Below are 19291 nucleotides of genomic sequence, written 5' to 3' on the forward strand. Positions count from 1 at the left end.
TGCCACGCGCGAGGCCGCGCATGATCCGCCGCCTGCACGACACCAACGACCTGGTGCGCGCGTTCCCGCGCGTGCATTTCGTCGGCATCGGCGGTACCGGCATGAGCGGCATCGCCGAAGTGATGCTGACGCTGGGCTATGAAGTGTCCGGTTCGGACAACGCCGACAACGCGGCCACCCGCCGCCTGGCCGGCCTGGGTGCACGCATCATGCGTGGCCACTCGGCTGCCAACGTGCTGGGCACCGACTGCGTGGTGGTCTCCAGCGCCATCCGCGAAGACAACCCGGAACTGATGGAAGCGCGCAGCCAGCGCATTCCGATCATGCCGCGCGCGGCGATGCTGGCCGAGCTGATGCGCTTCCGCCGCGGCATCGCCGTGGCCGGCACGCACGGCAAGACCACCACCACCAGCCTGACCGCGGCGGTGCTGAGCGAAGGTGGCCTGGACCCGACGTTCGTGATCGGTGGCCAGCTGCTGGCCGCCGGTGCCAACGCCAAGCTGGGCGGTGGCCAGTGGCTGGTGGCCGAGGCCGATGAAAGCGACGGCAGCTTCCTGCGCCTGAACCCGCTGATGTCGATCATCACGAACATCGATGCCGACCACCTGGAAAACTACGGCAACGACTTTGCCCGCGTGCAGGCGGCCTTCGCCGAGTTCCTGCAGCGCCTGCCGTTCTACGGCCTGGCCGTGCTGTGCATCGACGACCCGGAAGTGGCCGCGCTGGCCGCCAGGACCCCGCGCCACGTGATGAGCTACGGCATGAGTCCGCAGGCCGACGTGCGCGCCGAGAACGTGGTGCAGGAAGGTTCGCGCATGCGCTTCACCCTGCGCCTGCCGCAGGGCACCAGCCAGGAAGTGGTGCTGGCCCTGCCGGGCAAGCACAACGTGCTGAACGCACTGGCCGCTGCGGCGGTGGGCTGGCAGCTGGGCGTGGCCCCGGATGCGATCGCCCGCGCGCTGGAAAGCTTCGCCGGCGTCGGCCGCCGCTTCAACGACCTGGGCGAAGTGACCACGGCCAGTGGCGCCAAGGTGCGCATCATCGACGACTACGGCCATCACCCGAGCGAGCTGGAAGCAGTGTTCGCCGCCGCCCGCGGTGGCTGGACCGACCAGCGCCTGGTGGTGGCCTTCCAGCCGCACCGCTACAGCCGTACCCGCGACCAGTTCGACAAGTTTGCCGCCGTGCTCTCCAGCGTCGATGCGCTGGTGCTGAGCGAGGTCTACCCGGCTGGCGAGGAGCCGATTGCCGGTGCCGATTCGCATGCACTGGCCCGCGCCATCCGTGCGCGCGGCCGCAGCGAGCCGGTGGTGGTGGGCAAGGCCGCCGAACTGGCCAGCGTGCTGCCGGACGTGCTGCAGGACGGTGACCTGCTGCTGATGATGGGCGCGGGTGACATCGGCGCCGTCGCCAGCCAGATCGCCGTGGAAGGTTTCAAGGCGGAGGGCCAGGCGTGAGCACGCTGACCTTCCCGCCGCTGCGCGCCACCGCCCCGGCCGTGTTCGGCCGCGTCGCCGTGCTCCTCGGCGGCAGTTCCAGCGAACGCGAGGTGTCGCTGGATTCGGGCCGCAACGTACTCGAAGCCCTGCAGTCGCGCGGCGTCGATGCGTTCGCCGTGGATGGCATTCCGGCACTGGCCAAGGCGCTGGCCACCGGCGGCGTCGACCGCGTGTTCAACATCCTGCACGGCCACAACGGTGGCGGTGAGGACGGCATCGTGCAGGGCCTGATGGATGCCTTCGGCGTGCCGTACACCGGTTCGGACGTGCTGGGCTCGGCGCTGAGCATGGACAAGATCCGCACCAAGCAGGTGTGGCTGTCGCTGGGCCTGCCGACCCCGCAGTACCGCAAGGTGACCGCTGAGAACGTGCACGCCAACGCGGCCGAGCTCGGCCTGCCGGTGGTGGTCAAGCCGGCCAACGAAGGTTCCAGCGTGGGCATCAGCCGGGTAACCGACGACGCCGGCCTGGACGAAGCGGTGGCCCTGGCCGCGCGCTACGACGGCCAGCTGCTGATGGAACAGATGGTGGTGGGCGACGAACTGACCGTGGCCATCCTCGGGGATGTCGCGCTGCCGTCGATCCGCATCGTGCCCAAGGGCCAGTGGTACGACTACAACGCCAAGTACATCGCCGAGGACACCCAGTACCTGTGTCCGGGCCTGGACGGCGCTGACGAAGAAGAAATCCGCCGCATCGCCCTGGCCGCGTTCCGCGCCGCCGGCTGCCGTGGCTGGGGCCGCGTGGACGTGATGCGTGACCGCGCCAGCGGCCGTTTCTTCCTGCTGGAAGTGAACACCGCGCCGGGCATGACCAGCCACTCGCTGGTGCCCAAGGCGGCGGCACAGGCCGGCATCGGTTTCGAGGAACTGGTGTGGCGCGTGCTGGAACAGACCCTGGAGGCATCGCACGCATGAACGCGGTGCTGCGCATCTTCGTGTGGCTGTTGGCCCTGTCGGTGGTTGCACTGCCGGTGGTGGCCGTGGTCAATGGCTGGGTCGGCGCCGAGCGCTGGCCGCTGGCGAAGCTGCGCGTGCACGCTGAGTTCAAGCGGGTGCCGCCGGAACAGCTGCAGCAGGTGCTGCTGCCGTACGCACATGCCGGCTTCTTCGCGGTCAAGCTGCAGGACGCGCAGGACGCCCTTGAAAAGCTGCCATGGGTGGAAAGCGCGCAGGTGCGCAAGCAGTGGCCGGACGTGCTGGAAGTGACTCTGGTCGAGCACAAGCCGTTCGCGCGCTGGGGCGAAGGCCGCCTGCTCTCCGAGCAGGGCAAGCTGTTCCCCACGCCGAAGAAGCTGGCCGACCTGCAGCTGCCCGAGCTGGATGGCCCGGACAGCCAGACCGAAGAAGTGGTGAAGCTGTACAACGATGCGCGCGCGCTGTTCGCACCGGCCGGCGTGGACGTGCGCCGCCTGACCATGGATGCGCGCGGCAGCTGGTCGCTGCTGCTGAGCAATGGCACCGAGGTGGTGGTCGGCCGTGACGATGCCCGCTCGCGCCTGCAGCGCTTCGTGCGCGTGCTGCCGCAGCTGGCCAGCCAGGCAGCGCCGATCGAGCGCGCCGACCTCCGATACACCAATGGTTTCACCCTGAGCTGGGGAACGCCGGCCACGCCGGCCGGCGCACCCGCGACCCCGGCCAGACGAACGCAGGAAAGGACATGAATCGCAAGGGTGACAAATCGCTGATCGTCGGCCTGGACATCGGCACCTCCAAGGTGGTGGCGCTGGTGGGCGAGTATTCGCCGGGCAACCCGATCGAAGTGATCGGCATCGGCTCGCACGAATCGCGCGGCCTCAAGCGCGGCGTGGTGGTGGACATCGAATCGACCGTGCAGTCGATCCAGCGTGCGGTGGAAGAAGCCGAGCTGATGGCCGGCTGCGAGATCCGCTCGGTGTACGCCTCCATTTCCGGCAACCACGTGCAGTGCAAGAACTCGCCCGGCATCGTGCCGATCCGCGACGGCGAAGTGACCTGGGGTGACCTGGATCGCGTGCTGGATGCGGCCAAGGCAGTGGCGATCCCGGCTGACCAGAAGATCCTGCATGCGATCCCGCGCGAATACGTGCTGGACGATTCGCAGGAGGGCATCCGCAACCCGGTCGGCATGACCGGCGTGCGCCTGGAAGTGCATGCCCACCTGGTGGTCTGCGCACAATCCGCGGCGGCCAACATCAGCAAGTGCGTGCAGCGCTGCGGCCTGCAGGTGGACGACCTGGTGCTGTCCTCGCTGGCCTCCAGCGTGGCGGTGCTGACCGCCGATGAAAAGGAACTGGGCGTGGTGCTGGTCGACATGGGCGCCGGCACCACCGACATCGCCGTGTTCGTGCAGGGCGCGATCTGCCACACCGCCTCGCTGCCGATCGCCGGCGACCACGTGACCAACGACATCGCGCACATGCTGCGCACGCCGACCCCGGAAGCCGAGCAGATCAAGGTGCGCTACGCCTGCGCCCTGGCCCAGCTGGCCACCGCCGAGGAAAGCATCCAGGTGCCGTCGGTGGGCGACCGTCCGCCGCGCCGCATGCCGCGCCATTCGCTGGCGCAGGCAGTGCAGGGCCGCTACGAGGAAATTTTCGAGATGGTGCAGGCCGAACTGCGACGTTCCGGCTTCGAGGAACTGGTTCGCGCCGGCCTGGTGCTGACCGGTGGTGCCTCGAAGATGGAAGGCGTGGTCGAACTGGCCGAGGAAATGCTGCAGATGCCGGTCCGCGTGGGCATTCCGCAGCACGTCACCGGCCTCGGCGAGGTGGTGGGCAACCCGGTGCATGCCACCGGCGTGGGCCTGCTGCTGATGGGCAGCCAGAACGAGCATCCGCGCCGGCCGTCGCTGCCGACCGGACGCGCGGGCAGCATGTTCAAGAAACTCAGGACCTGGTTCCGCGGCGAATTCTGAGGCGGAACCTGCATCACCCGGGCATTGCCCGGCGGCAACAAAGGCAACACAAAGTTTCACCGGCAACACACAACCCACACAGCCGCATCGGCAACATGGCGCGCGAAAGGCAGGAGGCCGTAACGCCCATGCCACCGACAAGCGGATACAACGAGGACACGGACATGGCGCATTTTGAACTGATCGAAAAGATGGCACCCAATGCGGTGATCAAGGTGGTTGGCGTGGGCGGCGGCGGCGGCAATGCCGTGGCGCACATGGTCAACTCGGCAGTGGATGGTGTGGAATTCATCACCGCCAACACCGACTCGCAGGCCATCAAGAATTGCGGTGCCAAGTTGCAGCTGCAGCTGGGTACCAACGTGACCAAGGGCCTGGGCGCAGGCGCGAACCCGGAAGTCGGCCGCCAGGCTGCTCTGGAAGACCGTGAGCGCATCATGGACGCCCTTCAGGGCGCGGACATGGTGTTCATCACCGCCGGCATGGGCGGCGGCACCGGCACTGGCGCTGCGCCGGTGGTGGCACAGCTGGCCAAGGAAATGGGCATCCTGACCGTGGCCGTGGTCACCAAGCCGTTCCCGTTCGAAGGCCGTCGCCGCATGCAGGTCGCGCTGAAGGGCATCGAAGAACTGAGCCAGCACTGCGACTCTCTGATCACCATCCCGAACGAGAAACTGATCACCGTGCTGGGTCGCAACGCGACCATGATCCAGGCCTTCCGTGCCGCCAACGACGTGCTGCAGGGCGCCGTGCAGGGCATCGCCGACCTGATCGTGCGTCCCGGCCTGATCAACGTCGACTTCGCCGACGTGCGCACCGTCATGTCCGAAATGGGCCTGGCGATGATGGGTACCGGCACCGCCCGTGGCGATGACCGCGCGCAGGCCGCTGCCGAAGCCGCGATCCAGAACCCGCTGCTGGACGACGTGAACCTGGCTGGTGCCAACGGCATCCTGGTCAACATCACCGCCGGTGCCGACTTCACCATGGCCGAGTTCGACGAGATCGGCCGCACCATCGATGGCTTCGCTTCGGAAGACGCCACGGTGGTGGTGGGTACCGTGCTCGACCCGGACATGCAGGACGAAGTGCGCGTGACCGTGGTGGCCACCGGCCTGAACCGCGTGTCGGCCAGCAAGAGCCAGCGCCCGGGTGAACGCGCGCCGATCAAGCTGGTGCGCAACGCGACCACCGGCCAGCCGGAATTCGGCGACTTCGACAACGGTGGCGACGCCGTGTCCAAGGCCGTCGGCGGCATGGGCCTGGGCCTGCGTCGTGCCAGCAGCGACAGCGTGGCCGCGTCGACCCCGTCGGCAACGGCCTCTTCGGCCCCGGCATCGGCCGAACTGCCGAACGATTACCTGGACATCCCGGCCTTCCTGCGCCGCCAGGCGGACTAAGCGGAGCTGCCCGGGGCTTGTCCCCCCCCGGGTTGCGCCACCATGTCCAGAAAATGCGGGCGCCGGGCCAGGATGGGCCCGGCCGCCTTGCTTCGCGTGTCCCACCCGCAGCCTCCAGGGGTGTTTCAGCCGGGGTATGGGGACGTGCGTGTTAATCTAGCGTGTCACTTCCGGTCTACCCCCATGATCCAGCAACGCACCCTCAAGAACACGATCCGCGCCACCGGCGTTGGCCTGCACAGCGGTGACAAGGTCTACATGACCCTGCGCCCGGCACCGGTCAACCATGGCATCGTGTTCCGGCGCGTGGACCTGGACCCGGTGGTGGAAGTGCCGGCCAAGGCCGAACTGGTCACCGAAGTGACCCTGTGCACCGGCCTCACCTGCAACGACGCCAAGATCCAGACCGTCGAACACCTGATGTCGGCACTGGCCGGCCTGGGTGTGGACAACATCATCGTCGAACTGTCCTCGGCCGAACTGCCGATCATGGACGGTTCCTCCGGCCCGTTCGTGTTCCTGCTGCAGTCGGCGGGCATCGTGGAACAGGACGCGCCCAAGCGTTTCATCCGCGTGCTGAAGACCGTGGAAGTGACCGAGGGCGACAAGGTTGCCCGCTTCACCCCCTATGAGGGCTACAAGCTGGGCTTCACCATCCAGTTCGACCACCCGATGATCCCGGCCAAGCAGTCGCGCCAGGAAATCGAGTTCTCGACGATGGCCTACACCCAGGAAATCTCCCGCGCGCGCACCTTCGGCTTCATGCGCGACCTGGAATACATGCGCGAGCGCAACCTGGGCCTGGGCGGTTCGATGGACAACGCCATCGTGCTCGACGAGTTCCGCGTGCTCAACGAAGACGGCCTGCGCTACGCCGACGAATTCGTGCGCCACAAGATCCTCGATGCGATCGGTGACCTCTATCTGGCCGGTGGCCAGGTGCTGGGCGCCTACGAGGGCTTCAAGTCCGGCCACGCACTCAACAACAAGCTGGTGCGGGCGCTGATGGCCGATGCCACCGCCTGGGAATGGGTGACCTACGAGTCGCCGACCGCCGAAGATCCGGTGGTGTACGCCGTGCCAGCCTACGCCTGACCTTTCCAGGTTGTTGAAATAGAAGAAGAAAACGCCGCCTTCCGGGCGGCGTTGTCGTTTCCGGCCTGGGCCGGCTGAATGGCGCAGCGCGTAAAGCGACGGTCGGCTGCGGATCACGGTTTTGTGAACCTGACCGCGTTGATCCCTGAATATAACGATTATTTAACAACAATCTAACGACTCGAGCACCCGGGACGGCTAGGATGCGACCCGGCCCCCGAACATTTCACGCAGCGGTGATGCGTCATTGACGGGGATCAGAGCAGGAAGCTCCGTTGTCCTCAGGGCCCTTGCTTCGGTTTGACCGGGGCATCCTGCAGGGCCGCCAAGGCGTCGCGTAGCCCTTTGTGCGTGGCGGCTGAAACTGCGTGGGGGCCATTCCGGTTGTCGTGCGCTGGGGAGCGCGTGGGAGTGGGAGACGCAGTCTTGATGGTCACCTTGGTGGCCTTCAGCCCGATGGACCGGGCCGCGTCGAGCAACTGGGCTTCGGCAAGCCGCAACTTGGCATGCCAGACCGGTGATTCGACGAGAAAAACGAGGTGTTCCCCGTCCACATTGGCGAGCCGGCAACGGTTGCGCAACGCGGGCGGTAACTGGGGGCGCAACTGACGGTCCAGCGCATCGAGCCACAAGGCACGACGCAGAGGGTTCCCGCTTTTGTCCGCCATCACTGCATCCAGTGCCGGTTTCGGCCTGGACGCGGGACGAACGCTGGATTTCGGCTCAGACATGAAAACTCACTGATGGCATTCAAAAAGATCGTAATCAAAACGCGTGAAGGGCAGGCCAAATCGCCGATCGCGCGTCTCCGTTTCTATTTCGAGGACCGCCCCCGCGCCCTGCTGGGCAGCGTGCTCGGGGTAGGCTGCATTATCGGCCTTGCCGGCGGCATTGGCGCCAGCGCGCTCAATGATTCGCGCCTGCAGGCCAAGGTCGACCGCCAGGAAGCTGAACTGGCCAGGGTCCAGCGCGATGCACAGACCCAGGTCAACGCCCTGGCCGCCCGCCTGGGCGAGCTGCAGGCACAGGCCACCCGCCTGAACGCCCTCGGCGAGCGCCTGACCCAGATGGGCAAGCTGGAAGACGGCGAGTTCGACTTCAACGAGACCCCCGGCCTGGGTGACGGCGATGCCGGCGGTCCGACCTCGGACATCCCGGTCAAGGACGTCAACGCCGACTTACAGGTGCTGGAGCAGCGCTTCGCTGCTTCAGGCCGCCAGTTGTCGGTGATGGAATCGCTGATGTTCGACCACCAGCTGCAGCAGAACGCCGTGCCCTCGCGCATGCCGATCCGCAACAGCTACGTGACCTCCGGCTTCGGCACCCGTGCCGACCCGTTCGGCCGAGGTGCCGCCACCCACAAGGGCATGGATTTCCACGCCAGGGTGGGCGACCCGGTGATGTCCGTGGCCGATGGCGTTGTCAGCTTCTCCGGCGTGAAGGGCGGCTACGGCAACGTGGTCGACGTTGACCATGGCAATGGCTACGTGACCCGCTATGCGCACAATTCGCGCCTGGTGGTGAAGGTCGGCGACCTGGTCCGTGCCGGCCAGGAAGTGGCCAAGGCCGGTTCCACCGGCCGCTCGACCGGTGCCCACGTGCACTTCGAGGTCTGGGAAAACGGCAACGTGGTCAACCCGCGCAAGTTCCTCGGCGACGGCGGTAATACCCCGGTCGGCCGCGTCAGCCGCGGTTGATGCCAACGCCGGGCATGACCCGGCGCTATCGGAACGCCGCCGGACCCCGGCAGTAGCGCGGGGCCATGCCCCGCGAGCGCGAAGCGCGGCCGCCAAGGGTTGAAACCCCTCATGCCCGTCCCAAGCTACAATGGGTGTTGCCATCGACAGGGCGCAAGGCGCCCTGTTTCGTTTGCGGCGGACGGATCCCCAGGGGGAAGACCGGGCCGCTGTGTCCATCCAACCCGGTTCCTTCAATGATCAACAGCCTGCTTACCCGCGTATTTGGCAGTCGTAATGAACGACAGCTGCGCCAGCTCAACCGTATCGTCGCCAAGATCAATGCGCTGGAGCCGGAGATCGAGAAGCTTTCCGACGAGCAGCTGCAGGCCAAGACGCCGGAGTTCAAGCAGCGCATCGCCGGTGGTGAAGCCCTGGACAAGGTGTTGCCGGAAGCGTTCGCGGTCTGCCGCGAAGCCGGCCGCCGCGTGCTGGGCATGCGCCACTACGACGTGCAGCTGATCGGCGGCATGGTGCTTCACCTGGGCAAGATCGCAGAAATGCGCACCGGTGAAGGCAAGACCCTGGTCGCGACCCTGCCGGTGTACCTGAACGCACTGGAAGGCAAGGGCGTTCACGTGGTCACGGTGAACGACTACCTGGCCCGCCGCGACGCTGCCCAGATGGGCAAGTTGTACAACTGGCTGGGCCTGAGCGTGGGCGTGGTCTACCCGGGCATGCCGCACAGCGACAAGCGCGAAGCGTACGCCTCGGACATCACTTACGGCACCAACAACGAATTCGGTTTCGACTACCTGCGCGACAACATGGCGCTGTCCAAGGCCGACCGCTACCAGCGCGGCCTGCACTACGCCATCGTCGACGAAGTCGACTCCATCCTGATCGACGAAGCGCGTACCCCGCTGATCATCTCCGGCCCGGCCGACGATTCCCCGGAGCTGTACATCCGCGTCAACCGCGTCGTGCCGAACCTGGTCAAGCAGGAAGCGGAAGACGGCGAGGGCGACTTCTGGGTCGACGAGAAGGGCAAGCAGGTGCACCTGTCCGAAGCGGGCATGGAGCACGCCGAGCAGCTGCTGGTGGAAGCCGGCATCCTCGACGGCGAGACCGAAGGCCTGTACGCGCCGCAGAACCTGACCGTGGTCCACCACCTCAACGCCGCCCTGCGCGCGCACGCCATCTACCAGCGTGACGTGGACTACATCGTGCGCGACGGCGAAGTGGTCATCGTCGATGAATTCACTGGTCGTACGTTGTCCGGCCGCCGCTGGTCCGACGGCCTGCACCAGGCCGTGGAAGCGAAGGAAGGCGTGCCGGTCCAGCGTGAGAACCAGACGCTGGCAAGCATCACCTTCCAGAACCTGTTCCGCATGTACAAGAAGCTGTCCGGCATGACCGGTACGGCCGATACCGAAGCGTTCGAATTCCAGAGCATCTACGGCCTGGAAGTGGTGGTCATCCCGACCAACCGCCCGACCATCCGCAAGGACAGCCCGGACCAGGTGTTCCTCAACCGCAAGGGCAAGTTCAATGCGGTGCTGGCCGACATCGAAGAGTGCGCCAAGCGCGGCCAGCCGGTGCTGGTGGGTACCACCTCGATCGAAACCTCGGAAATGCTGTCCGAGCACCTGGCCAAGGCCGGCGTGAAGCACGAAGTGCTGAATGCCAAGCAGCACGACCGCGAAGCGACCATCGTCGCCAACGCCGGTCGTCCGGCCGCGGTGACCATCGCCACCAACATGGCCGGCCGCGGTACCGACATCGTGCTGGGTGGTTCGCTGGAAGCGGAAATCCACGAACTGGGCGAGGGCGCGACCGACGAGCAGAAGGCTGCGGTCAAGGCCGAATGGCAGAAGCGCCATGAGGCGGTGAAGGCCGCCGGCGGCCTGCACATCGTCGGCACCGAGCGCCACGAATCGCGTCGTATCGACAACCAGCTGCGTGGCCGTTCGGGCCGCCAGGGTGACCCGGGGTCGTCCCGCTTCTACCTGTCGCTGGAAGACAACCTGATGCGCATCTTCGCCTCCGACTGGGTGCAGAAGGCCATGCGCATGATGGGCATGAAGGAAGACGACGTCATCGAGGACCGCCTGGTCAGCCGCCAGATCGAAAAGGCGCAGCGCAAGGTCGAGGCCCATAACTTCGACATCCGCAAGAACCTGCTGGACTTCGACGACGTCAACAACGACCAGCGCAAGGTGATCTACGCCCAGCGTGATGAACTGCTGGACGCCGAATCGGTGAAGGACAACGTCGATGGCATCCGCGACGACGTGATCTTCGACGTCGTCGCCCGCTTCGTGCCGCCGAACTCGGTGGACGAGCAGTGGGACCTGCGCGGCCTGGAAGCGACCCTGGAGTCGGACTTCGGCCTGCAGATGTCGCTGGTGGACATGGTCAAGTCGCACGAGGAACTGGATGCCGAAGGCATCGCTGCCAAGGTGCTGGAGCGCGTCAACCAGCACTTCGCCGAGAAGGAAGCCGGTGTGGGCGAGGAAACCATGCGTGCGCTGGAAAAGCACGTGATGCTGACCGTGCTCGACCAGAGCTGGAAGGAACACCTGGCCCGCATGGACTACCTGCGCCAGGGCATCTACCTGCGTGGTTACGCGCAGAAGCAGCCCAAGCAGGAGTACAAGAAGGAAGCCTTCGAGCTGTTCTCGGACATGCTGGAGAACGTCAAGCGCGAAGTGGTGACCCTGCTGGCCCGCGTGCGCATCCGCAGCGACGAGGAAGTGCAGGCGCTGGAAGCGGCCGAACGGCAGCAGGTGGAAGCCCGCCTGAGCCAGTCGCAGTTCCAGCACCAGGACGCCGGCAGCTACAGCGCCGACGAAGAAGCGGCGCAGGTGGAAGCCGTGCAGCAGGGCGTGAACCCGCTGCAGCGTGACGAGCCGAAGATCGGCCGCAACGATCCGTGCCCCTGCGGCAGTGGCAAGAAGTACAAGCACTGCCACGGCCAGCTCAGCTGACCCCAGGAAGCCCCGCGAAAGCGGGGCTTCTTCGTTATGGGCTTCACGGCCGCAATCACGCTGTTTATGTGAGCTGTTAGACAGAAACGCGGATTTCCGAAGCTTCTGACAGACACATCAGAAGTTTCCTACTTAGAACTCAGGCGACGTTGACGGGCTCAATCCCTTCGCGTCCGTATGGTGTGCCTGCGTTTCTACTGCCGGGTTTTTCGCAGGGGCCATTCCCGGTTGCCGGCAGGCGCAAGTCGCGGATCACATGAGGTGGTCCTGCGAGCCACACGACATACACATGGAGCGTCATGAACAGGATCTATCGCCAGGTGTTCAACCACACCACCGGCCAGATGCAGGTCGCCTCGGAACTCACTTCCTCCCACACTCCCGGCCGCGCCCGCGCCCGCGTCGGCCACGGCCAGCGTCCGACCGCACTGCGCACCGCGCTGCTGTTCGCACTGGGCCTGGCAGCACTGCCGATGCAGTCCGCGTTCGCGGCGCCCTTCGATTTCACCGACGATGAAACCATCACCGATTCGCGGACCTACACCGATGGCTTCCGCGTGGGCCCCAACGGCACCGTCGTGGTCAACGTGCTGGGCGGTGGCAGCCTGACCTCCACCGAAGCCGCTTCGCTGGGCACGCAGGCGGGCAGCTTCGGCACGCTCAACGTGGCAGGCGCCGGCAGCAGCATCAAGCTCACCAGCATCTTCGACGACCTGCGCGTCGGTGACGCCGGCAAGGGCCTGCTGACGGTCAAGGACGGCGCCAGCGTCGACATCACCCGCAACGTGGTGCTTGGTTTTGCCGCAGGCAGTGAGGGCGCGGCAGAGATCAGCGGCGCCGGTTCAACGTTGACCGCGCGCCAGATCGATGTCGGCAACGCCGGCAATGGCAGCCTCCTGATCACGGGCGGCGCCGCCGTGGCAGCCACCGCCGTCAACAGCCCCACCTTGTCGCAGGGCATGCGCATCGGCGTGCTGGCGGGCAGCAGGGGCGTGGTCACGGTAGAAGAGGGTGGTTCGCTGGTCATCGCCAACAACAACCTGCTGGTGGGCCAGCGTGGCCAGGGCGAGCTGAACATCGGCAGCGGCGGCTCGCTCAACGTCGGCGGCGCGCTGGTCGCCGGCATCGTCGAGAACAGCTCGGGCATCGTGAACGTGACCGATGGCGGCACCGTGGTGGCCGACAGCGTGTTCCTGGGCCAGGATGCCAACTCGGTCGGCACGTTGGTGGTCTCCGGCGCGAGCAGCGTGACGACCGATACCTTCGAACTGGGCCGCCGTGGCGAAGCGCTGCTGCGCGTGGAGAACGGTGGCATCGTGAGGGCGACCACGTCGCTGATCGCCGAATCGCCGGATGGCCCGTCGGGCGACTACGGGCAGACCGGCCGCATCGAAGTGCGCGGCGTGGGTTCGGCCATCGAAGCGGCGCGCGTGGACGCGACCGCCAGCCTGCTGATCGAAGGCGGTGGCGCGATCCGTTCGGACGTCGCCAACATCAAGAACTCGTTCGGCGCCGGTACCGGCGACGGCCGCGCCAAGGCTACCCTGACCGGCACCGGCAGCGAGTGGGTCAACACCGGCGCGATGAAGGTCACCACCGACCTGCAGGTGCTGGACGGTGCCAGCATCACCACCGATACGCTGAGCGTGTCCGGTGGCTCGGACTTCCCGCTCGGCACGCCGGCGCTCTATCCCGAACAGGTGCTGGTCAGCGGAGAAGGCTCGTCGATCATCGCCGCCAATGGCATCACCGTGGGCAAGTCCGTCTTCGACCCGATCGGCGTGCTGACGGTGAACAGTGGCGCGAAGCTCAGCGCCGGCACCGGCTACACCCTGGACAACAGCGGCTACCTGGTCATCGGTGGCGGCATGGAGGACTGGACCGCCGCCGATGGCCCCACCTGGGGCGCGGCCACCGCTGCCGGTGAGCTGGACGGTGCACCGATCACGATGAACAACGGCATCGGCGGCCTGCTGTTCAACCACACCGATGACATCGCGCTGGACAACACCATCGCCAGCGGCCCCGATTCGATGACCTACGGCGGCCTGCACCAGCTGGCCGGTACCACCACGCTCAACGGCGACCTGACCGCGTTCGGCGGCGGCATCAACGTCAGCGGTGGCACCCTGGTGATCAACTCCGACACCTACACCGGCCAGGGCTACACCGGCACGAGCCAGGCGGTGGCACAGGAGATCCGCATCGATGGCGGCACCCTGGTGCTCAACGGCAGCGCCGGCTTCCAGCAGACGATCAACTACGGCACGGGCCTGGGCAGCGACGTGATCCGCAGCTCGAACGTGCACGTCATCAACGGCGGCATGCTGGCCGGCAACGCCACCGTGGGTGAAACCTTCGTGCGCAATGGTGCGGTGCTGTCGCCGGGCCAGGGCGGCGTGGGCACCCTGGTGATCGATGGCAACCTGTACTTCAACAACCAGGCCATCACCCCCGAACAGGTGGCCGACAAGGCCTTCTATGACGTGGATGTGCTGGGCAACGGCCAGTCCGACCTGCTGACGGTGACCGGCAAGGCGTACCTGGGCCGGGTCGCCGCGGGCGGCCAGTCCGGTGCCGCCGGCGTGCGCGTGACCGCGCTCGACCCGTCCACCAGCTACCAGAACGGTCAGGTCTACACCATCCTCAGCGCGGCCGAGGGCATCGACGGCCAGTTCGACGATGTCATCTCGCGTTCGGCTTTCATCGATCCGACCCTGGTGCAGACCGGCAACGACGTGCGCCTGGCCATCGCGGTCAAGAGCGATCCGGGCACGCCGGGTGAGCCGGGTGAACCTGGCGAACCGGGTACTCCGGGCGAGCCGGGCAACCCCGGCAATCCGGGCACGCCGGGTACCCCGGGTGAGCCGGGCGGAGTGAACCCGCCGGTGGTGTTCGGCGCAGTGGCGGCCAACAGCAACCAGCGCGCGCTGGCGGCCGGCCTGGACACGCTGCAGCAGTCCGGTGAGGCGCTGGCGCTTTACAACCAGCTGCTGATGCTCGATGCCGACCAGGCACGCGAAGCGTTCGACCATCTTTCCGGTGAGATCCACGCCAGCAACCGTGCGCTGCTGCTGGACGACCGCTTCCTGCATGACGGCGTCGGCCAGCGCCTGCGTGGCAACCCGTCCATCAAGGCCCACGGTGGCGGCTTCTGGCTGTCCGGTGGCGGCGCCAGCAACCGCCAGGACGGCCGCAACGATGGCGTGGCCGACAGCCGCCAGCACCGCGAAGGGCTGATGGCCGGCCTCGACTGGACCTTCGGTGAGGCGTGGACGGCGGGCCTGGTGGCCGGCACCGAGAAGCTGCGCCAGAAGACCGATGCACGCAGCGCCCGCTCCGATGTCGATGCCGTGCACGGCGGCCTGTACGCAGGCTTCCGCGCCGGCGAGGCCTGGTTCAACGCCGGTGCCAGCTACGCCAGCTACGACGTCGATACCGACCGTACCGCGATCGTCGGCGATGCCCGCCAGCAACTGCGCGCCAGCCATGACGCGCACGCCGTGTCCGGCTTCGCCGAAGGTGGTTGGGACATCCAGCTGCAGCGCATGACCCTGACCCCGCACGTGGGCGTGGGCTATACCCGCCTGACCATGGACGCGGCCGAGGAAGCCGGCGGCAGCACCGCGCTGGTCATCGAATCGAGCAAGGATTCGGTGTGGACCGCCACGGCGGGCCTGCGCGCCACCTGGGACATCAGTGCCAACCAGGACGACGGTGCCCAGCTGGTAGCGGGCCTGGCCTGGCAGCACGCTGGCGGCGACGTGCACACCCGCAGCAACCAGCGCTTCGTGGTCGGCAGCAGCACCTTCAGCATCGACGGCGTGCCGCTGGCCCGCAACGTCGGCATCGCCGAGCTGGGCGTGGCGGTGAACACCTCCGACAACAGCCGCCTGTCGCTGGGTGCGCTGGGCCGTGCCGGCGGTGGCCAGCACGAGATCGGTGCTCAGATGACCTGGAACGTGCAGTTCTGATCCAGCGGTCATGACGAGGTTGGCAGGGGGCCCCGCAAGGGGCCCCTTGTTCATCCGCACCGAGGTTGCAGCCTGCATGCCGCGTGGGCATGCTCTGGCCATGCCTTCCCCGAAACGATCGATCCATGTCGTGGCCGGCGTCATCACCGACGCCCGTGGCCGCATCCTGCTCAACCGCCGTACCGAGAACCGCGACATGGCCGGCCTGTGGGAATTCCCGGGCGGCAAGCGCGAGGCCGGCGAGACTTCCGAGCAGGCGCTGGTGCGTGAACTGCGCGAGGAGCTCGGCATCGAGGCCGAGATCGGCGAGTGGATCATGGACGTGCCGCAGCATTACCCGGACAAGGACCTGACCCTTGACGTGCGGCACATCCGCAGCTGGAAGGGCACCCCGCGCGGGCGCGAGGGCCAGGCCATCACCTGGGTGGCGCCGGACAAGCTGGGTCGCTATTCGATGCCGCCGGCCGACCTGCCGGTGGTGGCCGCGCTGCGGCAACCGGACCGCTACCTGATCACCCCGGCGCCGGAAGACGGCGAGCACGGGCCGCAGCGCTGGCAGGACCAGCTGCGGCAGGCGGTGGCCGCGGGCCAGCAGCGCATCCAGCTGCGCCTGCCGGCCGCGCACCCGCAGCGGCAGGGGCTGATCGAGCAGGCCCTGCAGGCGCACCGGCAGGGCGTGCAGTGGCTGCTCAACCGCGATATCGAACTGGCCCGCACGCTGGGCGTCGGCGTGCACCTGGGCAGCGAACAGCTGGCGACCCTGCAGGAACGCCCATTGCCGGCCGGGCAGCTGGTGGCCGCGTCCTGCCACGACCTGGCGCAGCTGCAGGCGGCGCAGCGGCTGGGCTGCGATTTCGCCGTGCTTGGCCCGGTGCAGGCCACCGCCAGCCACCCCGATGCCACGCCGCTGGGCTGGGAGGCGTTCGCCGCGCTGCGCGCGCAGGTGTCGCTGCCGATCTATGCGCTGGGCGGGCTCGACGCAGGCCACGTCAGCCAGGCCCGCCGCCACGGCGGCCAGGGCATCGCTGCGATCCGCGGCCTGTGGCCGGGCGGGTAGCGCGGCGCTTCTTGCCTTCCGCCGGGCATGGCCCGGCGCTACCCCAGGGTCGATCGCGCGCTGCCAGTAGATCCACGCCATGCGTGGATGCGGCCTTACAACGTGATCCAGAAACACCCGTACTGCCGCCGCAGCCCCAGCACCGTCGCGGCGCGCGCCGCACTGCCCGGCAGCGTCTGTTCCAGGCGCAGGCCGATGGGATGCCGTGGGGCCGCCGGCTCTGGGTCGGATCCCTGCGCAGCAGGGCTCTGACCCGCTTCCAATGGCAGCTGCTGATCCTGCTGCGGATACACCGGCACCACGTCCACCAGCGGCCGCCGCACCACCGATTCCAGCTGGCCGAGGATGCGCTGCGCGCCGGCATCAGACACCGCGCTCCACAGGTACAGCGTGGACAGCCGGTTGACGTCCTGGGTGTTCACCGCGTCGTGCAGGGCCTGCACCAGTTCGCTCAGGCGACGCGGGCAGCTGGCGCCCAGGCTGTCGCGCTGCAGGGTGCTGCCGGCCGGCGGCGGCGGCAGGCGTCGCGACTGCGCGCCCACGCTGTCACAGGGACGGTCGGTATAGACGCTCTGGCCCTGCGCATCGGTGCAGCGGTTCAAGCGCGTGGATTGGGCGTGGGCGTCGATGCTGGCCGCGGACAGCAGCACCAGCAGCAGGGACAGGACAGCTTTCATCGCCACAGGGTAGCGTTGAAAGCGACAACACAGTGCGCTTTCAGCCGTTCAGCAGCTTCAGCACCGACACCGTCGGCTTGGCCAGGTTCAGCGTGTAGAAGTGCAGGCCGGGTGCGCCGCCTGCGACCAGCCGCTCGCACAGCTTGGCCACGACTTCAGCACCGAACGCGCGCACCGACTCACTGTCATCGCCATAGGCCAGCATCTTGCGGCTGATCCAGCGGGGGATCTCGGCGCCGCACTGCTCGGAGAAACGCCGCAGCTGGCTGAAGTTGGCGATCGGCATGATGCCGGGGGTGATCGGCACCTGCACACCCAGCCGCTGCACTTCATCGACGAAGTGGAAATACGCGTCGGCGTTGTAGAAGTACTGGGTGATGGCCGCATCGGCGCCGGCATCGACCTTGGCCTTGAAGTGCTTCAGGTCGGTCAGCGCGTCCGGTGCCTGCGGATGGGTTTCCGGGTAGGCGCCCACTTCGATGCGGAAGGCATCGCCGTGCTCGGCGCGGATGAAGGCGATCAGCTCGGACGCATAGCGCATGTCGCCGGGAAAGCCCATGCCGGAGGGCAGGTCACCTCGCAGCGCGACCAGGCGCCGGCAGCCGATGGCGCGGTACAGCTTGAGCAGCTCGCGGATCTCCTGGCGGGTGCCGCCGACGCAGGACAGGTGCGGCGCGGCGTCCAGGCCGTGGTGCTGGTTGAGGTGGCGCACCGTCTCGGAGGTGTAGCTGAGGGTCGAGCCACCGGCACCGAACGTACAGGACACGTACTCGGGGGCGTACGCCTTCAGCCGGGCGGCGGCACGGTCCAGCTGGCCACGCTGCTCATCGGTCTTGGGCGGGTAGAACTCGAAGCTGATGGCGGTCATGGCACGGGCGGTGGCGGCGGGTGCGGTTGAGTATATCTCTCCATCAAGATGGATGTGAAGCTGCGCGGCGTGAAGAACTGGTCCGCCCCGGGCGACCGTTCACCCGGGCGCGCGACCGTTGCTCCGCCACTGCAACACGCTGGCAGCCTCGGCGGCCAGGCTGGCCGCATCCCCCCACGCACCCGTCCCTGCAAGGAGTACGCGATGAAGATGATGCTGGCGATGTACTACGCGATGAAGGCCCTGGCTCGGCTGGCGATGCTGGGCATGGCGATGGCCGTGCTCGGCTCGGGCGCTGCCCATGCCGCCGCGGCGGCCCCGGCTGGCACCGGCAAGGTGCAGGTGGAAGTGGTCGGCCATGGCCGCCCGCTGCTGATGATCCCCGGCCTGAACAGCAGCGCCGAGGTCTGGCGCGAGACCTGTCGGGCGCTGAAGGACGTGCAGTGCCATCTGGTGCAGCTGCCGGGCTTCGCCGGTGCCCGCGCCGCCGACCCGCGACCGGCCGATTTCCTGTCGGCCATGCGCGATCAGCTGCTGGCCTACGTGCACGACCAGAAACTGGATCATCCGGCGGTGATCGGCCACAGCCTGGGCGGCGTGCTGACCCTGCAGATGGCGGTGAAGGAACCGGACGCACTGGGGCCGCTGGTCATCGTCGATTCGCTGCCGTTCTATGCCGGCATGCAGAACCCGCAGGCGACCGCACAGAGCGTGCAGCCGATGGCCGAGCAGATGCGCACGGCGATGCTGGCGGCGGACCCGGCCAGCTACCAGGCGCAGGCCGAAGCGGCGCTGGCCCCGCTGACCAACAGCACCGCGCGCCTGCCCGAACTGAAGCGCTGGGGCCATGACAGCGATCGCGCCACCACCGCCGATGCGATGTACTCGCTGCTGGTGACCGACCTGCGCAGCGAAGTGGCCGGCATCCGCTCGCCGACGCTGGTCCTTGGCGCCTGGGCGTCCTACCAGGCAATGGGCGCGACCGAAGCATCGGCGCGTGCGATCTTCCAGTCGCAGTACGCCGCGCTGCCCGGCGTGCGCATCGTACTGAGCGCGACCGGCCACCACTTCCTGATGTGGGATGATCCGCAGTGGCTGCGTGGGCAGGTGCAGGCATTCCTGGACAGCCACCGCTGATCCTTCCGTCCGCTCCGGCCATC

General features: G+C 67.4%; 14 protein-coding genes. 11 read left to right on the top strand and 3 right to left on the bottom strand.

Annotated features, from left to right (window positions below):
• Nucleotides 1–20: 20 nt before the first annotated feature.
• From murC to lpxC, 6 genes are all read left to right on the top strand, one after another.
• On the top strand, nucleotides 21–1457 hold the full coding sequence (gene murC, locus AC1VXD_RS00625; RefSeq protein WP_482990381.1) for a UDP-N-acetylmuramate--L-alanine ligase: 1437 nt from the start codon (nucleotides 21–23) through the stop codon (nucleotides 1455–1457).
• Nucleotides 1454–2416, top strand: a complete 963-nt coding sequence (locus tag AC1VXD_RS00630; RefSeq protein WP_482990382.1) for a D-alanine--D-alanine ligase — start codon at nucleotides 1454–1456, stop codon at nucleotides 2414–2416. The genes murC and AC1VXD_RS00630 overlap by 4 nt, the downstream gene beginning before the upstream one ends.
• A complete protein-coding gene (locus AC1VXD_RS00635) occupies nucleotides 2413–3162 on the top strand; it encodes a cell division protein FtsQ/DivIB (RefSeq protein WP_482990383.1) in 750 nt (249 codons plus the stop codon). Before AC1VXD_RS00630 ends, AC1VXD_RS00635 begins: the two co-directional genes overlap by 4 nt.
• Nucleotides 3159–4394 (top strand): cell division protein FtsA, encoded by a 1236-nt coding sequence (gene ftsA, locus AC1VXD_RS00640; protein ID WP_482990384.1) that lies wholly within the window; start codon nucleotides 3159–3161, stop codon nucleotides 4392–4394. The genes AC1VXD_RS00635 and ftsA overlap by 4 nt, the downstream gene beginning before the upstream one ends.
• A gap of 164 nt (nucleotides 4395–4558) precedes the next feature.
• Nucleotides 4559–5794 carry a cell division protein FtsZ gene (gene ftsZ / locus AC1VXD_RS00645; protein WP_482990385.1) on the top strand — a complete coding sequence of 412 codons (1236 nt, stop codon included), beginning with the start codon at nucleotides 4559–4561 and terminating at the stop codon, nucleotides 5792–5794.
• A 183-nt stretch (nucleotides 5795–5977) separates the two neighbouring features.
• Nucleotides 5978–6889, top strand: coding sequence for a UDP-3-O-acyl-N-acetylglucosamine deacetylase (gene lpxC / locus AC1VXD_RS00650; RefSeq protein WP_482990386.1), 912 nt, complete (start codon nucleotides 5978–5980; stop codon nucleotides 6887–6889).
• A gap of 281 nt (nucleotides 6890–7170) precedes the next feature.
• On the opposite strand, the gene AC1VXD_RS00655 is transcribed toward lpxC, so the two are convergent.
• The gene (locus AC1VXD_RS00655) at nucleotides 7171–7620 is read right to left on the bottom strand and encodes a DciA family protein (protein WP_482990387.1); all 450 of its coding nucleotides are present in this window, start codon (nucleotides 7618–7620) and stop codon (nucleotides 7171–7173) included.
• 12 nt (nucleotides 7621–7632) lie between these two features.
• Between AC1VXD_RS00655 and AC1VXD_RS00660 the strand changes: the two genes are divergently transcribed.
• The 4 genes from AC1VXD_RS00660 to AC1VXD_RS00675 all read left to right on the top strand — a co-directional run bounded on the left by AC1VXD_RS00660 (nucleotide 7633) and on the right by AC1VXD_RS00675 (nucleotide 16586).
• Nucleotides 7633–8586 carry a M23 family metallopeptidase gene (locus AC1VXD_RS00660; RefSeq protein WP_482990388.1) on the top strand — a complete coding sequence of 318 codons (954 nt, stop codon included), beginning with the start codon at nucleotides 7633–7635 and terminating at the stop codon, nucleotides 8584–8586.
• A 236-nt stretch (nucleotides 8587–8822) separates the two neighbouring features.
• Nucleotides 8823–11555, top strand: coding sequence for a preprotein translocase subunit SecA (gene secA, locus AC1VXD_RS00665; protein ID WP_482990389.1), 2733 nt, complete (start codon nucleotides 8823–8825; stop codon nucleotides 11553–11555).
• Nucleotides 11556–11854: 299 nt separating this feature from the next.
• The gene (locus AC1VXD_RS00670) at nucleotides 11855–15529 is read left to right on the top strand and encodes an autotransporter outer membrane beta-barrel domain-containing protein (protein ID WP_482990390.1); all 3675 of its coding nucleotides are present in this window, start codon (nucleotides 11855–11857) and stop codon (nucleotides 15527–15529) included.
• 100 nt (nucleotides 15530–15629) lie between these two features.
• On the top strand, nucleotides 15630–16586 hold the full coding sequence (locus AC1VXD_RS00675; RefSeq protein ID WP_482990391.1) for a Nudix family hydrolase: 957 nt from the start codon (nucleotides 15630–15632) through the stop codon (nucleotides 16584–16586).
• Between the two features lie 95 nt (nucleotides 16587–16681).
• On the opposite strand, the gene AC1VXD_RS00680 is transcribed toward AC1VXD_RS00675, so the two are convergent.
• Entirely contained in the window at nucleotides 16682–17263 is a 582-nt protein-coding gene (locus tag AC1VXD_RS00680) for a DUF4124 domain-containing protein (protein WP_482990392.1), read from the bottom strand.
• A 40-nt stretch (nucleotides 17264–17303) separates the two neighbouring features.
• Nucleotides 17304–18131, bottom strand: coding sequence for a methylenetetrahydrofolate reductase [NAD(P)H] (metF, locus tag AC1VXD_RS00685; protein ID WP_200751467.1), 828 nt, complete (start codon nucleotides 18129–18131; stop codon nucleotides 17304–17306).
• A gap of 204 nt (nucleotides 18132–18335) precedes the next feature.
• Between metF and AC1VXD_RS00690 the strand changes: the two genes are divergently transcribed.
• Nucleotides 18336–19268 (top strand): alpha/beta fold hydrolase, encoded by a 933-nt coding sequence (locus AC1VXD_RS00690; protein WP_482990393.1) that lies wholly within the window; start codon nucleotides 18336–18338, stop codon nucleotides 19266–19268.
• Nucleotides 19269–19291 lie beyond the last annotated feature (23 nt).

It is taken from the genome of Stenotrophomonas sp. STEN054, assembly GCF_056854535.1.